Here is a 14865-nt window from a genome sequence, read left to right as displayed (position 1 = left end):
GGCCGGCGTCGCCTGAATTAACGGTAATTAGCGGCTAATTCCATGGTTTGGCTTGACGCCCTCAACTTCGCTGCGTAATGCTGTCTGTACGCAGTGTTATCGCGACGAAGGTCCGAGTCACGCGCGGGGGAACCAAACCGGGGGGAAGCGCGGGGCGGTGGAACGAGGGCGACCAGTTCGTCCCCGGCCACCGCCCTGCGCGCTTGGCTGTCGCCCACCCGTGTCCCTACACCGCCCCTCCAGAACGTTAGAGTCGACAAGCCCATGCCTTAACTAGACCGCCTCGACGACAGGGGTTGTTCATGACCAGTACGCTTCCCACGCCCGCCGGCAGCGCGGCGGCGTCTCGTCCGCGATCGGTGGCGGATGGCGACTACAAGGTCGCCGACCTGTCGCTCGCGGCGTTCGGGCGTAAGGAGATCGAGCTCGCCGAGCACGAGATGCCCGGCCTGATGGCGATGCGCGCCGAGTACGGTCCGGCCCAGCCGCTGCATGGCGCTCGGATCACCGGTTCGCTGCACATGACCATCCAGACGGCCGTGCTCATCGAAACGCTCGTCGCGCTCGGCGCGCAGGTGCGCTGGGCCAGCTGCAACATCTTCTCCACCCAGGACCACGCGGCGGCGGCCATCGTCGTCGGCCCGAACGGCACCGCGGAGGCGCCGGCCGGCGTGCCGGTGTACGCCTGGAAGGGCGAGACCCTTCCGGAGTACTGGTGGTGCACCGAGCAGGTGCTGGTGTGGCCGGACGGCGAGGGTCCCAACATGATCCTCGACGACGGCGGCGACGCCACGCTGCTGGTGCACAAGGGTGCCCAGTTCGAGGAGGCCGGCGCGGTACCGGCGACCGCCGGGACCGACAGCGAGGAGTACGGCGTCATCCTCGACCTGCTGCGCCGCTCGCTGACCGAGGACGGCAAGCGCTGGACCCGGATCGCGGCCGGCATCAAGGGCGTGACCGAGGAGACCACTACCGGTGTCCACCGGCTCTACGAGATGCGTGAGGACGGCTCGCTGCTGTTCCCCGCGATCAACGTGAACGACTCGGTGACCAAGTCGAAGTTCGACAACAAGTACGGCTGCCGCCACTCGCTGGTGGACGGCATCAACCGCGCCACCGACGTGCTGATCGGCGGCAAGGTCGCGGTGGTGTGCGGGTACGGCGACGTGGGCAAGGGCTGCGCCGAGTCGCTGCGCGGCCAGGGTGCCCGGGTGATCGTGACCGAGGTCGACCCAATCTGCGCGCTCCAGGCGGCGATGGACGGGTACCAGGTGTCCACTGTGGAGGACGTGGTCGGCATCGCCGACATCTTCGTCACCGCGACCGGCTGCCGTGACGTGCTCACCGCCGAGCACATGTCGAAGATGAAGCACCAGGCCATCGTCGGCAACATCGGGCACTTCGACAACGAGATCGACATGGCCGGCCTCATGAAGCTCCCGGGCGTGAGCCGGGAGAACATCAAGCCGCAGGTCGACGAGTGGCGGTTCGCCGACGGCCACGCCATCATCGTGCTGTCCGAGGGTCGGCTGCTCAACCTCGGCAACGCGACCGGCCACCCGTCGTTCGTGATGTCGAACTCGTTCACCAACCAGGTTCTCGCGCAGCTCGAGCTGTTCACGAAGCCGGGCGAGTACCCGGTGGGCGTGTACGTGCTGCCCAAGCACCTGGACGAGAAGGTGGCCCGGCTGCACCTGGACGCGTTGGGCGTCAAGCTCACCGAGCTGACCAAGGAGCAGGCGTCGTACCTCGGCGTACCGGTCGAGGGGCCGTTCAAGGCGGACCACTACCGGTACTGAGCCGCCGCTCCGACTTCGTCACGGCCCGCCTCCGTTCGGAGGCGGGCCGTTACTCTCTGTATTTAGTAAGGGCTGCCTTGCCTAAAGAATTCGACTTAGGTTAGCCTCATCTGAGGCACGGACCGCACGTCAAGTGAGCGGCCGGAAGGGAGCACGCTGCGATGATCCCCACCCTGGTGATCGGCCTCCGAGAGGGTATCGAGGCGTCGCTCATCGTCGGCATCATCGCCGCGTTCCTCAACCGCAATGGCGGCCGTGACGCGCTGCGCCAGATGTGGATCGGGGTCACCGCCGCGGTCGTGCTCTGTCTCATCATCGGGTTCGGGCTGGTCGCGCTGTCCCGGGAGCTGCCGCAGCGGGCGCAGGAAGGCATGGAGACGATCATCGGCGCGTTCGCGGTCGTGATGGTCACCTTCATGATCCTTTGGATGAGCAAGCACGCGCGCGGCATGAAGAAGGAGCTGGAGGGCGCGGCGCAGCACGCGCTGAACACCGGCTCCGCGCGAGCGCTCGTCGCGATGGCGTTCCTCGCCGTGCTGCGCGAGGGTTTCGAGACCGCGGTCTTCCTCATCTCGGTGATTCAGAACAGCGCCAGCGTCGGGTCCGGCGCCGTGGGCGCCGGGATCGGCATCGTGGTGGCGGTCGTCATCGGGTACGGCATCTACCGCGGCGGCGTGCGCCTCAACCTCGGCCGGTTCTTCAAGGTCACCGGCCTGGTCCTGGTGCTGGTCGCCGCCGGGCTGGCGATGACCGTGCTGCACACCGCGCACGAGGCCGGCTGGGTCAACGTGGGTCAGGGCCAGGCGTTGGACCTGACCTGGCTGGTGCGGCCCGGCACGGTCCTCCAGTCCCTGCTGACCGGGGTGCTCGGGCTCCAGCCCACCCCGACTGTCATCGAAACCGTGGTCTGGCTGGTATACGCCGTCCCGATGCTCGCCTACGTCGCCTGGCCGCGGGGTCGCAGGTCGGCGGCCAAGAAGCCGGCGGACAAGCCGGCCGGCGAGCCGGCCCCGGCGAGTACCACCTCGATCCGCGCCTGATCTCGACCCGCACCACCAACACCTCACCGATACATCCCGCCCCAAGAGGAGCGCTTCACCATGTCCCGACCCGTACCCACTCGCGCCCTGCGCGCGGCTGCCCTGCTAGCTGTGGCCGGGTTGGTGATCACCGGATGTAGCAAGAGCAAGGACGACGCGGCCTCGGCGAAGGGCGCGACGAAGGTGAAGATCGAGATCACCGACGACGGCTGCAAGACCACGCCGTCCTCGATTTCGGCCGGCGCGGCGACCTTTGAGGTGACCAACACCAGCGCCAGCAAGGTGACCGAGGCGGAGTTGCTGCAGAAGAGCGGCGAGATCGTCGGCGAGAAGGAGAACCTGACGCCGGGCCTGTCCGGCACCTTCTCGCTGCGGCTGGAGGCCGGCAGCTACACGGTCTACTGCCCGAACGCCAAGACGGAGAAGGCCACGTTCACGGTCACCGGCTCGGCGGCGGCGCCGTCGCAGGACCCGGCCGTGAAGACCGCGCTGGACCAGGCGGTGTCCGGGTACAAGCAGTACGTCATCGCCGAGGTCGACAAGCTGGTACCGGCGACGAAGCAGTTCACCGACGCGGTACGGGCCGGTGACATCCCGGGCGCCCAGGCGGCGTACGCCCCGGCCCGGTACTACTACGAAGAGGTCGAACCGGTCGCGGAGAGCTTCGGCGACCTCGACCCGGACATCGACGCCCGGCTCGACGACGTCGAGGACCCCAGCCAGTGGACCGGCTTCCACCGCCTGGAGAAGGCGCTCTGGGCCGACAAGTCGCTGGCCGGCATGTCGCCGATCGCCGACAAGCTGGACACCGACGTGGCGAAGCTGAAGAGCCTGGTGGCGACCACCGACTACCAGCCCGCCCAGCTGGCCAACGGGGCTACCGAACTGCTCAACGAGGTCGCGTCCAGCAAGATCACGGGCGAGGAGGACCGGTACAGCCACACCGACCTGTCTGATTTCCAGGCCAACGTGGCCGGTGGCCAGAAGGCGTTCCAGCTGCTGGTACCGGCGCTGCAGAAGATCGACCCCCAGCTGGCCAGCCAGGTCACCCAGGAGTTCACCGACGTCCTCGACGCGCTCAAGCCGTACCAGCACTCGGCCGGCGTGTTCGTGGACTACAGCACCGTCTCGGACGACCAGCGCCGGGTGCTGACCCAGAAGGTGGACGCCCTGGCCGAGCCGCTGTCCCAGGTCGCGGCTAAGGTGACTGGCTGATGCCTGAACTGCGAGCCTCCCGCCGAGGGCTACTGGCCCTCGGCGGTGCCGCCGTCGCCGGAGCGGCCGCGTCCGGTGCTCTGGCCGGCTGCGACGGCGACGGAAACGGATCGAAGGCCGCCACGCCGGTCGATGCCAAGGTGCCGTTCTACGGCGCGCACCAGGCGGGGATCGCCACCGCGGCGCCGGCCCGGCTGGCGTTCGCCACCTACGACCTGACGGTCAGCGGCAGTCCGGAGGAAAACCGGGCCGCGCTGCGGGAACTGCTCCAGACCTGGACCGCCGCCGCGGCGGCGATGACCGAGGGGAAGCAGGTACCGGGGGACAGCACCACGCTCGTGGCGCCCCCGGCGGATACCGGCGAGGCATACGGCGCCTCCCCGGCCAACCTGACCATCACGTTCGGCGTCGGCCCGTCGTTGTTCGACGACCGGTTCGGGCTGGCCGCCAAGCGCCCGGCCGCGCTGGCCGACCTGCCGAAGCTGCCGCCGGAAAACCTGGACCCCTCGCGCAGCGGGGGCGACCTGGCCATCCAGGCGTGCTCGGACGACCCCGTGGTGGCGTTCCACGCGATCCGCAACCTGGCCCGGCTGGGCCGCGGCACGGTGGTGATGCGCTGGTCCCAGCTCGGCTTCGGGAAGGCGACCTCGAACGGGTCGGCCCAGGAGACCCCGCGCAACCTGATGGGCTTCAAGGACGGTACCCGCAACATCGACGGCACCGACGCGCAGCGGATGGACCAGTACGTGTGGGTCGGCAACGAGACCGACCAGGCGTGGATGCGCGGCGGCAGCTACCTGGTCGCCCGGCGCATCGCGATGCGCATCGAGGCGTGGGACCGTGACTTCCTGGCGGACCAGCAGCACGTTTTCGGCCGGTACAAGTACTCCGGTGCGCCGTTGACCGGTTCCAAGGAGTTCGACACCCCGGACTTCGGGGCCAAGGACAGCAGCGGCCAACCGGTCATTCCGGTCGGCGCTCACATCCGCCTGGCCGCGCATGAAAACAACGGCGGCATCCGTATCCTGCGGCGTGGCTATTCCTATACGGACGGCATCGTGTCCGCGAGTGGTGAGCTGGATGCGGGACTGTTCTTTATTGCGTTCCAGAAGGATCCGCGTAAACAGTTTGTTCCACTGCAGCGTTCACTGGGTGCGCACGACGCTCTGAACGAGTACATCCAGCACGTCGGCTCGGGGCTGTTCGCGTGTCCGCCGGCCGTGTCCGGGCCCGATCGGTACTGGGCGCAGGAGCTGCTCGGCTGACCTCGGTACGCTGGGGTTTTCGGCTTGCGATCGCCGAGATAGTTCGTCATCGACGGATAGCGAACGCCGACCTTTTTGTGGGACGCTGTGTCCCGATGACCGTCGTTGGGTTGTAGCGTCAGTGCTGTCTGCATAACCGACATTACGGGCATCGGGGTGGGCTGTTTCGCCTAGTCCGCATCGGCCCCACGGCCAGGGAAAATTGGCCGATCGGCCGACCGACGTGACTCCAACCTCCGGTTCGGATAACGGGAGAGTCACGAATCCTCGCCGACCCTTTGCACGGGGCGCCTGGCGTCGTTTCCTTTAGGCACTACAACGCAGCCCCAGTTGTCGCCGTCCAGTGATCTGGACGCTCGGTCCATCGTGGGCTGCGGTAGCCGACTGGAGGGGACATGCGCACTACGAAGGGGCTCTTCGGCCTCGTCGCGGTTGGCGTAGCGTCGCTGCTCGCGGTATCTGCCTGTGGCGGGGGATCTGGATCCTCCACCGGCGGCGGGGATACTTCGTCGAGCTTCGCCGACTGCGCCACCAAGCCGCTCACCTGCAATTCTGGTACGACCAAGCAGGGCGGCACCGTTACTTACACGATTGAAAAGACCATCAGTGGTTGGAACCTGAACAGCGCCGAGTCGAACACGTTCGACTTCCAAGAGGTGCTTGATGGTGTCCTGCCGCAGGGTCCGTTCATCAACACCCCGGACCTGCAGCCGACGCTGAACAGCGACCTGATGGTGTCCGCGGAGCAGACGAGCACCAGCCCGCAGACGATCGTCTACAAGATCAACCCGAACGCGTCGTGGAACGACGGCACGCCGATCAACGCCGACGACTTCACGTACATGTGGAAGACCAACAACGGCGTCGACTGCAAGACCTGCGACCCGGCGTCGACCGCTGGTTACGACCAGATCCAGACGGTGACCGGCTCGGACAACGGCAAGACCGTGACCGTGGTCTTCAAGACGCCGTACACGGACTGGAAGGGCCTGTTCGGCCCGATGTACCCGGCGCACATCGCCAACCAGCACGGTGACCTGGGAGCCTCCTGGAAGTGGCTGAACGACAACCAGCCGACCTACTCCGGTGGCCCGTACGTCATCACCGGGTACCAGAAGGACGCTTCGGTCACCGAGACGCCGAACCCGAAGTGGTTCGGCAAGACCAAGCCGTCGCTGGAGAAGCTGGTCTTCCGGATCATCACCGACCAGAACCAGGAAGTCCCGGCCCTCCAGAACAACGAGGTCCAGACGATCTACCCGCAGGCCAACGCGGACATCATCAACCAGGTCAAGCAGATCAACGGCGTCCAGTACATGCTGGGCAAGGGTCTGCAGTGGGAGCACCTCGACCTGAACCTGAAGAACCCGCTGATGGCTGACACCAAGCTCCGCCAGGCGATCTTCACGACGATCGACCGCAAGCAGCTGATCTCGAAGACCGTCGGTCAGTTCGACCCGGGCATCACGCCGCTGAACAACCACAACTTCATGCCGAACATGGACGGGTACAAGGACGTCATCTCGTCCACCGGCCAGGGCACCGGCGACGTGGCGAAGGCGAAGTCGCTGCTGACCGGCGCCGGCTACACCGGCGTCGGCACCGCGCTGAAGAGCCCGTCGGGCGCGCCGGTCCAGTTCCGTTGCTCGTTCACCCAGGGCAACGTGCTGCGCCAGCAGTCCTGCGAGCTGTTCCAGACTGAGCTGCAGGCGCTCGGCATCAAGGTCACGCCGACCCCGATCACCTCGCTCGGCGACACGCTGAGCAGCGGTGACTACGACATGATCATCTTCGCCTGGGTCCAGACGCCGTTCATCTTCTCCGGCGCCTACCAGACCTGGCTGAGCACCAGCAGCAGCAACTACGGTCACTGGACCAACAGCCAGAGTGACGCCCTGCTGAAGGACGCCGCGCAGAACACGGACCACGCCAAGGCGGTCCAGGACCTGAACGACGCCGACCAGATCATGGCGAACGACGCGTACGTGCTGCCGCTGTTCCAGAAGCCGACCTTCCTGGCGGCTTACTCGAACATCGTGAACATCCGCGATGACGCGACGAGCACTGGCCCGCCGTACAACGTTCAGGAGTGGGGTATGCGCGCGTCCTGACGATCTTCGTCAGGTAACGCACGGCAGCTCTACCGCCAGTCAGCCAAGTGGGCCCCGGACGCTCCGGCGTCCGGGGTCCACTACTGGACGGCCCCACAGTGGGAGGTAACACATGCTCGCGTACACGATCCGACGCGTGCTGATCTCGGTCCCGGTCCTCCTCGGATCGACGATCCTGGTCTTCATCATGGTCAAGCTCTCGGGCGATCCCTTGGAGTCCATCAAGCTGCGCAACCCGCCGCCGCCGCCCCAGACGATCAAGCTGGAGGAGCATCGGCTAGGTCTGGACCAGTCTTGGCCGCTGCAGTACTGGAACTGGCTCAAGGGCCTCGTGCTGCACGGCAACTTCGGTGCTGCGGTGCAGCCCAGTGACAACATTGGCAGCGAGATCGGCAGCCACCTGTGGGTGACCATGCGCCTAGTGTTCTTCTCGGTGCTGATCGCACTGATCCTGGCGATCATCACCGGTGTCTTGAGCGCGGTCAAGCAGTACAGCGCGCTCGACTACACCACGACGTTCTTCGGCTTCCTGTTCCTGTCGATGCCGGTGTTCTGGTTCGCGGTGCTGCTGAAGTCCTGGGGCATCTGGTACAACCAGAACGTCAGCGCCAACACGTTCTATACCATCGGCGACAAATCGGTCGTACTGGAAAACGATACGACCTGGGGACACATCACCGACGTCGCGGGTCACATGGTCTTGCCAACCATCGTGCTCGGCCTCGCTGGCTACGCCGGGTGGACCCGATTCACCCGCGCGTCCATGCTTGAGGTGCTCAACAGCGACCACGTGCGCCTGGCCCGCGCCAAGGGCCTGCGCTCGCGCAAGGTGCTCGTCCGGCACGCGCTGCGCAACGCGCTGATCCCGCTGACCACGGTCACTGCCCTGGACATCGCCGCGCTGCTCGGCGGCGCGATCCTCACCGAGACGGTGTTCCAGTGGCAGGGCATGGGCGCGTTGTTCGTGCAGTCGCTGCGGGACAAGGACGCGCACCTGATGATGGGCTGGCTGCTGGTGTCGGCCACCATTGTGATCCTCTTCAACCTCATCGCCGACCTTCTGTACGGCGTCCTGGACCCGAGGATCCGTCATGCTTGAGTTCCAGCCGATCGGTACGACCGATCCCACACCCGAGGTCCGCCGGAACGAGGTGGCGTCATGACCGAGCCGACCACGAAGGCCGCCGCCCCGTCCGCGGGCAAGCCCGTCGCCACCGATCCGGCCACCGGGCGGGTCGAGCGCGAGTTCACCGTCAAGGACCGCAGCCAGTTCCAGCAGACAATGCGCCGGTTCCTGCGGCACAAGCTCGCCGTCGGCAGCCTGATCGTCTTCCTCCTGCTGGTCCTGTTCGCGTTCGTCGGACCGCACCTGTGGAAATACCAGTACACGACGATCACGCCGGACAACAGCGTCCCGCCGTCGATGAAGCACCCCTTCGGCACGGACAACCTGGGCCACGACATGTTCGCGCAGGTCCTGCGGGGACTCCAGCAGTCGATCAAGGTGGCGCTGAGCATCGCCCTGATCGCGACCGTCGGTGGCACCCTCTGGGGCACGATCTCCGGGTACTACAAGGGGTTCGTCGACAACGCACTCATGCGTTTCGCCGACCTGATCCTGACGATCCCGAGCCTCGCGCTCGCCGCGGCGCTGGCGAACAACTTCTCCGGCAGCTGGTGGATCATCGCGATCATCCTCGGCGGACTCGCCGCCCCGTACGTGGGCCGGGTCGTCCGGGGCATGGTGCTGTCGATCCGGGAACGGGAGTACGTCGAGGCCGCCCGGGCACTCGGCGCGTCCGACATCCGGATCATGCTGCGCCACCTGGTACCCAACGCGTTCGCGGTGGTTGTGGTCAACGCCACGCTGCTGGTGGCCAGCGGCATCCTGGCGGAGACTTCGCTCTCTTTCCTGGGCTTCGGCGTCCGCCCACCGGATACTTCTCTCGGAGTGCTGATTACGCTGGGTCAGGGTGCCGTGAACACCCGGCCGTGGCTGTTCTACTTCCCGGGTCTGTTCATCATCCTGGTCGCGCTGACCGTCAACTTCCTCGGTGACGGCCTGCGCGACGCGCTCGACCCCCAACAGACAAGGCAGCGACGGTGACCGTGAAGACAAATATTCAGCTCGGCCGGTCGGAGTCCGACCCGGACGTGCTGCTTGAGGTCGAGAACCTCACTGTGTCGTTCCCCACGGACGACGGCGTCGTTAACGCCGTGCGCGGCGTCAGCTACCAGCTGCGCCGGGGCGAGGCCATGGGGATCGTGGGCGAGTCGGGCTCTGGCAAGTCGGTCAGCTCCCTCGCGGTGATGGGCCTGCTGCCCAAGTCCGCACGGGTCAGCGGATCGATCCGGTTCCAGGGCGAGAGCCTGCTGGGCAAGTCCGAGAACCAGTACGCGGAGATCCGGGGCAACAAGATCTCGATGATCTTCCAGGATCCGCTGACGTCGCTGAACCCGGTCTACACCGTCGGGTACCAGCTGGCCGAGGCGGTGCTGGCGCACAACGACGTCTCGAAGCAGGGGGCCCACGACCGGGCCGTCGAGCTGCTGCGGCTGGTCGGCATCCCGTTCCCCGAGCAGCGGGTTAGCAACTACCCACACGAGATGTCCGGCGGTATGCGGCAGCGGGTGGTGATCGCGATCGCGATGGCCAACAACCCGGACGTGATCATCGCGGACGAGCCGACGACGGCGCTGGACGTGACGGTACAGGCGCAGGTGCTCGAGGCGCTGGAAGCGGCTCGGGCGGAGACCGGTGCGGCACTCGTCCTGATCACCCATGACCTGGGTGTGATCGCCGGGCACGCCGAGCGGATCTGCGTGATGTACGCCGGCAAGCTGGTAGAGGTGGGGTCGATCGACGACATCTTCTACCGGCCCCGGATGCCGTACGCTCTCGGCCTACTGGGCAGCCTGCCCCGCCTGGACTCGTCCAGCAAGCAGCGGCTCACCCCCATCACCGGCGCCCCGCCGTCGCTGGTCAACCTGCCGGCCGGCTGCCCGTTCACGCCGCGCTGCCCGCTCGCCCAGGACGTGTGCGAGGAAAACGAGCCCAACCTGGTCGCCACGGACAGCTCGGCTCACCTCGCGGCGTGCCACTTCCACGAGAAGCTGGTCGGCGTGAGTGCCCGGCAGCTGTTCAGTACGACATCCGCCGACCCGGACCTGATCGATTCGGCGGATCAGGAGGTAGCACAGTGACCACCGTCGACATCCCCACCCAGTCGACCGGGCGGGAGCCGACCAGCAACGCCGCGCCGGTGCTGTCGGTGCGCAACCTGGTCAAGCACTTCCCGGTCCGATCCAAGGGCGTCATCCGGCGCCGGGTCGGCGAGGTACACGCGGTCTGTGACGTCTCGTTCGACCTGATGCCCCACGAGACGCTGGGCCTGGTCGGCGAGTCGGGTTGCGGCAAGACGACCACCGGTCGCCTGGTGCTCAACCTGGTCGACGCGACCTCCGGCGAGATCACGTACGCCGGCAAGGACCTCACCAAGCTGTCCAGCGGTGCGATGCGACCGCTGCGGCGGGACCTTCAGATCGTCTTCCAGGACCCGTTCGCGTCGCTGGACCCCAGGATGACGGTCAACGAGATCGTGGCGGAGCCGCTGCGCATCCACGGCCTGTACGGCAACTCGTCCGACGGGCAGAAGAAGGTCCGTGAGCTGCTGCGCCAGGTCGGGCTCAACCCCGAGCACGGCAACCGGTACGCACACGAGTTCTCCGGCGGCCAGCGCCAGCGTGTCGGCATCGCCCGCGCCCTGGCTCTACGGCCGAAGGTGCTCGTGCTCGACGAGCCGGTCTCGGCGCTGGACGTGTCGATCCAGGCGGGCGTGATCAACCTGCTCGAGGATCTGCAGACCGAGCTGGGCCTGTCCTTCCTGTTCATCTCGCACGACCTGTCGGTCATCCGGCACATCGCGCACCGGGTCGCGGTCATGTACCTCGGCCGGATCGTGGAGACGGCGCCGGTCGAGGAGCTGTTCACGAAGGCGGCCCACCCGTACACGCAGGCGCTGATCTCGGCGATCCCGCTGCCGGACCCGCAGAAGGAGCGGACCCGGCAGCGTGTGCTGCTGACCGGTGAGGTGCCGAGCCCGGTGAACCCGCCGTCCGGCTGCCGGTTCCGTACGCGGTGCCCGAAGTTCGCGAACCAGCTCTCGGAAAACGAGAAGCAGAAGTGCGTGAACGAGCTTCCGGCGCTCATCGACCGGGGCCAGGGCCACCAGGCGGCGTGCCACTTCGCGGAGGCGCTCAAGCTTGTCTGAGCGCAGCCGGAGCCGGTTTGTGGCGGAGGTGAGCACAGACCGCGGTTGCAACGTCTGAGCGCAGCCGGAGCCGGTTTGTGGCGGAGGTGAGCACAGACCGCGACGGCAACGTCTGAGGGTGTGTTCTCAGCGTTCCGGCCCCGCACCACCCGATCTGGGAGGTGCGGGGCCGCTGCCGTATAGGCGCACTGTCGAGTGCGGCCGACGATCAGGCCGGCGGTGCCGGTGGCCCGCTCGGAACCGGACTCCGCGGTGGGACGGGTCCCGGTGATGGCACGGGGCTTCCCGGTGGGACAGGGCCTCTCTGCGGGACGGGGATTCCGGGCGGGACAGTGCCTCCTGGCGGGAGGGAGATTCCGGGCGGGACAGGGATTCCGGGCGGGGCCGGCAACGCGACCGGCCAGACCGGTTGGGTCTGCGCCACCCGTACCGCGCGGCTCAGCTCGGGCCAGATCCGGTCGGTCACCAACCGGGTGCGCATCAGGCGCTGAGCCGACCGCCGGTTGCGCTCCGCGAGTACGGCGGCCAGGTAGGCCCAGCCCGGAGTGCCCGGCGGTACCTCCGGCGTGGTGCACTCGGCGACCTCGCTGGCCAGGGCGTACCCGAGGCGGGAGCGGGCCGGCTCGCGCAGTTCCCGGTTGCGGGCGAGATAGTGGCGGACCGTCAGCGCCAGGTCGTCGTCGAGGCCGGTGAGGTCCAGCGTCGCGGCCCAGCCGGCCAGCTGTGGCGGCATCGCCGGCACCCAGCCCCAGCTCGCCGGGGTGCGGTCGTGGATGACGATGGTGCCGGCGGCGAGATCGCCTACCCGCTTGCCGAGCGGGTTGACCAGCATCGTCCAGATGCTGATCAGCCAGCCGATCGGGAGCGCCACTCCGGTGCCGAGCGCGGGGAACTCGACCGCGATGCCGACGAGCGCGCGGGTCAGCGCGTGCCGGAACCGGACCGGCCCGCCGTCATCGCGGATCACCCGCAGCCCCATGACCAGCTTGCCGAGCGTGCGGCCCGCGGTCCTCGACTCCAGCAGAGTGGGGTATCCGATCAGCACCACCACGAGAGTGATGATCCACTCCGCCTGGAGGATCGCGTCGTCCGGGTTGGACTCCACGTTGATGATGATCACGGACAGCAGCCCCGACACCAGCACGGTCAGCACGATCTGAGCCACCAGGTCGATGAGCCGGGCCAGCGCGCGGGATCCGAGTCGGGCGATGCGGATGTCGAGTTCGACGGCGTCACCGCTGAACAGCCGGAGGCCGTCGTTCTCTGGCGCGTTGAGGCTCACCCGTACAGTCAACACGACCGCTAAGCTCTGCGGGATCCCGTGGAGTGTCGCGAGGATGGACGGGGATACGCCGTGGATCTCGACGCGTACGTGGCGGAGCACGCCGGTGAGTGGCGCCGCCTGGAACAGTTGGCGAGCCGTCGCCGGCTGCGCGCTGCCGAGGTCGACGAGATGATCGCGCTGTACCAGCGGACCGGGACGCACCTCTCGGCGATCCGCAGCCGGGCCGCGGACCCGGCTCTGGTCGCGCGGCTGTCCCGGATCGTGCTGACGGCGCGTGGCGCGATCACCGGGGGCGGCGCGCTGTCCTGGAGCCAGGTGGGTCAGTTCTTCACCGCGACCTTCCCGCTGGCCGTGTTCCAGGCGTGGCGGTGGTGGTGCGCGGTCGCCACGAGTTTCACGGTGCTGTCGTTCGGGCTGATGTGGTACGTCGCGTCGCACCCCGACTTCCAGCACGCGTTCCTGACCGACGACCAGATCCAGCAACTGGTCAACACCGACTTCGTGAGTTACTACTCCGAGCACGCGGCTCAGAACTTCGCGCTGCACGTCTGGACGAACAACGCTCTGATCTCCGCGCTGTGCCTGGCTTCCGGGGTCCTGGTGATCCCGGTGTTCCTGGCGCTGGCGTACAACCTTCTCAACGTCGGCCTGGACGGCGGCCTGATGATCGCCGGCGGCCGTACCGACGTGTTCTTCGGGCTGATCCTGCCGCACGGCCTGCTGGAGTTGACCGCGGTGTTCGTGGCGGCCGGCGTGGGCCTGCGGATCGGCTGGGCGTGGATCGCGCCGGGGCCGCTGCGCAGCCGAGGTCAGGCGCTGGGCGCGGCGGCCCGCTCGGCGATGCTGGTGGCGCTGGGGCTGGTCGTCGTGCTCGCGGTCAGTGGGCTGATCGAGGCGTTCGTGACGCCGTCCGGGCTGCCGACTCCCGTGCGCATCGGGATCGGCGTACTCGCCTGGGGCGGGTTCCTGACCTACGTCGTGGCGTTCGGAAGCCGGGCGCGCAACCGGCGGTACAGCACGGATCTCGGGGAGGAGTTCACCGAGGCGGCCGTACCGACCGTCTAGGCGGACAGAGCCTGGGCGCTTCAGAGCCGGCCGGCGGCCTTCATCGTCAGGTACGCGTCGGCCACCCGGGACGCGAACAACTGCACCGGGGCGTCCACCACCTCGACCTGGTTGCGGCCGAGCGCCGTGACGATGCGGTCCCGTTCGGCCAGGGTCTTGTGCGCCGCCGCGGCCGCGTACACCCCGGCGACGTCGCCGCGCTGCGCCGTCTGATCGGTCACCGCCGGATCGTGTACGGCCGCCACCAGCACCTTGTGCCGCGATGTCAGCTGCGCCAGTACCGGCAGGAGCCCCTCGCCCAGCGCCCCGGGCTCGAGCGCGGTGAACAGCACGACCAGGGCGCGTTTCCGTTCCCGACGCAGGATCTCGCCGACGACCAGCCCGAAGTCGGTCTCCACCAGGGCCGGGTGCAGTGTCGCCATGGCATTGGCGAGCCGGTGCGGCAGGGTCTGCACGGCGCCGCCGTCCACGGCCGCCCGGATGGCGGTGTCGATGGCCAGCAGGTCGACCCGGTCGCCGGCCCGGCTGGCGAGCGTGGCCAGCAGCAGGGCGGCGTCGATGGCGGCATCCAGGCGAGGCTCGTTGAGCCCGGCGCCGGCGAGCGGCTCGGCTCCGGCTTGCTGCTCGGCTCCGGCCCGCGGGTGGGTTCCGGTCTGTGGTTCGGTTCCGGCTGGCGACTCGGCCCCGCCTCGTGGCGCCGGGCCGCCGACCCGGACCGCCGACGTCCGGCCGGTGTCGATGACGCACAGCACCCGCCGGTCGCGTTCCGGTCGCCAGGTGCGCACCACCACGTCGGATCGGCGGGCGCTGGCCC

Annotated in this window: 12 protein-coding genes; 10 read left to right on the top strand and 2 right to left on the bottom strand. The window is 67.9% G+C overall.

The annotated features are described in order from the left end of the window. Positions 1 to 302 precede the first annotated feature (302 nt). From ahcY to Raf01_RS00885, 9 genes are all read left to right on the top strand, one after another. On the top strand, positions 303 to 1799 hold the full coding sequence (ahcY, locus tag Raf01_RS00925) for an adenosylhomocysteinase (RefSeq protein WP_203915743.1): 1497 nt from the start codon (positions 303 to 305) through the stop codon (positions 1797 to 1799). A gap of 161 nt (positions 1800 to 1960) precedes the next feature. After that, a complete protein-coding gene (efeU, locus tag Raf01_RS00920; RefSeq protein WP_203915742.1) occupies positions 1961 to 2839 on the top strand; it encodes an iron uptake transporter permease EfeU in 879 nt (292 codons plus the stop codon). A 60-nt stretch (positions 2840 to 2899) separates the two neighbouring features. Continuing rightward, positions 2900 to 4054, top strand: coding sequence for an iron uptake system protein EfeO (gene efeO / locus Raf01_RS00915; protein WP_203915741.1), 1155 nt, complete (start codon positions 2900 to 2902; stop codon positions 4052 to 4054). Continuing rightward, positions 4054 to 5319, top strand: a complete 1266-nt coding sequence (efeB, locus tag Raf01_RS00910; protein ID WP_203915740.1) for an iron uptake transporter deferrochelatase/peroxidase subunit — start codon at positions 4054 to 4056, stop codon at positions 5317 to 5319. Before efeO ends, efeB begins: the two co-directional genes overlap by 1 nt. Before the next feature lie 395 nt (positions 5320 to 5714). Next, positions 5715 to 7430 (top strand): ABC transporter family substrate-binding protein, encoded by a 1716-nt coding sequence (locus tag Raf01_RS00905; RefSeq protein WP_203915739.1) that lies wholly within the window; start codon positions 5715 to 5717, stop codon positions 7428 to 7430. A gap of 112 nt (positions 7431 to 7542) precedes the next feature. Then, positions 7543 to 8529 (top strand): ABC transporter permease, encoded by a 987-nt coding sequence (locus tag Raf01_RS00900; protein ID WP_203915738.1) that lies wholly within the window; start codon positions 7543 to 7545, stop codon positions 8527 to 8529. Between the two features lie 60 nt (positions 8530 to 8589). Continuing rightward, a complete protein-coding gene (locus Raf01_RS00895) occupies positions 8590 to 9537 on the top strand; it encodes an ABC transporter permease (protein ID WP_203915737.1) in 948 nt (315 codons plus the stop codon). Beyond that, complete coding sequence (locus Raf01_RS00890; RefSeq protein WP_239133274.1) at positions 9534 to 10634, top strand: ABC transporter ATP-binding protein; 1101 nt, start codon at positions 9534 to 9536, stop codon at positions 10632 to 10634. Before Raf01_RS00895 ends, Raf01_RS00890 begins: the two co-directional genes overlap by 4 nt. 11 nt (positions 10635 to 10645) lie before the next feature. After that, positions 10646 to 11701, top strand: a complete 1056-nt coding sequence (locus Raf01_RS00885) for an ABC transporter ATP-binding protein (protein WP_203915860.1) — start codon at positions 10646 to 10648, stop codon at positions 11699 to 11701. A gap of 208 nt (positions 11702 to 11909) precedes the next feature. Here the strand turns inward: Raf01_RS00885 and Raf01_RS00880 are convergent, their stop codons facing one another. Next, entirely contained in the window at positions 11910 to 12998 is a 1089-nt protein-coding gene (locus Raf01_RS00880; protein WP_239133273.1) for an RDD family protein, read from the bottom strand. Positions 12999 to 13055: 57 nt separating this feature from the next. On the opposite strand from Raf01_RS00880, the gene Raf01_RS00875 reads away from it, so the two are divergent. After that, positions 13056 to 14051, top strand: a complete 996-nt coding sequence (locus tag Raf01_RS00875; protein ID WP_203915736.1) for a stage II sporulation protein M — start codon at positions 13056 to 13058, stop codon at positions 14049 to 14051. Between the two features lie 20 nt (positions 14052 to 14071). Here the strand turns inward: Raf01_RS00875 and Raf01_RS00870 are convergent. After that, positions 14072 to 14865, bottom strand: a 794-nt coding sequence (locus Raf01_RS00870) for a DUF58 domain-containing protein (protein WP_203915735.1), incomplete at its 5' end; no start/stop codon positions are given.

Source organism: Rugosimonospora africana (genome assembly GCF_016862975.1).
Taxonomy (GTDB): domain Bacteria; phylum Actinomycetota; class Actinomycetes; order Mycobacteriales; family Micromonosporaceae; genus Rugosimonospora; species Rugosimonospora africana.
This window is presented reverse-complemented; position numbering and strand designations above follow the sequence as displayed.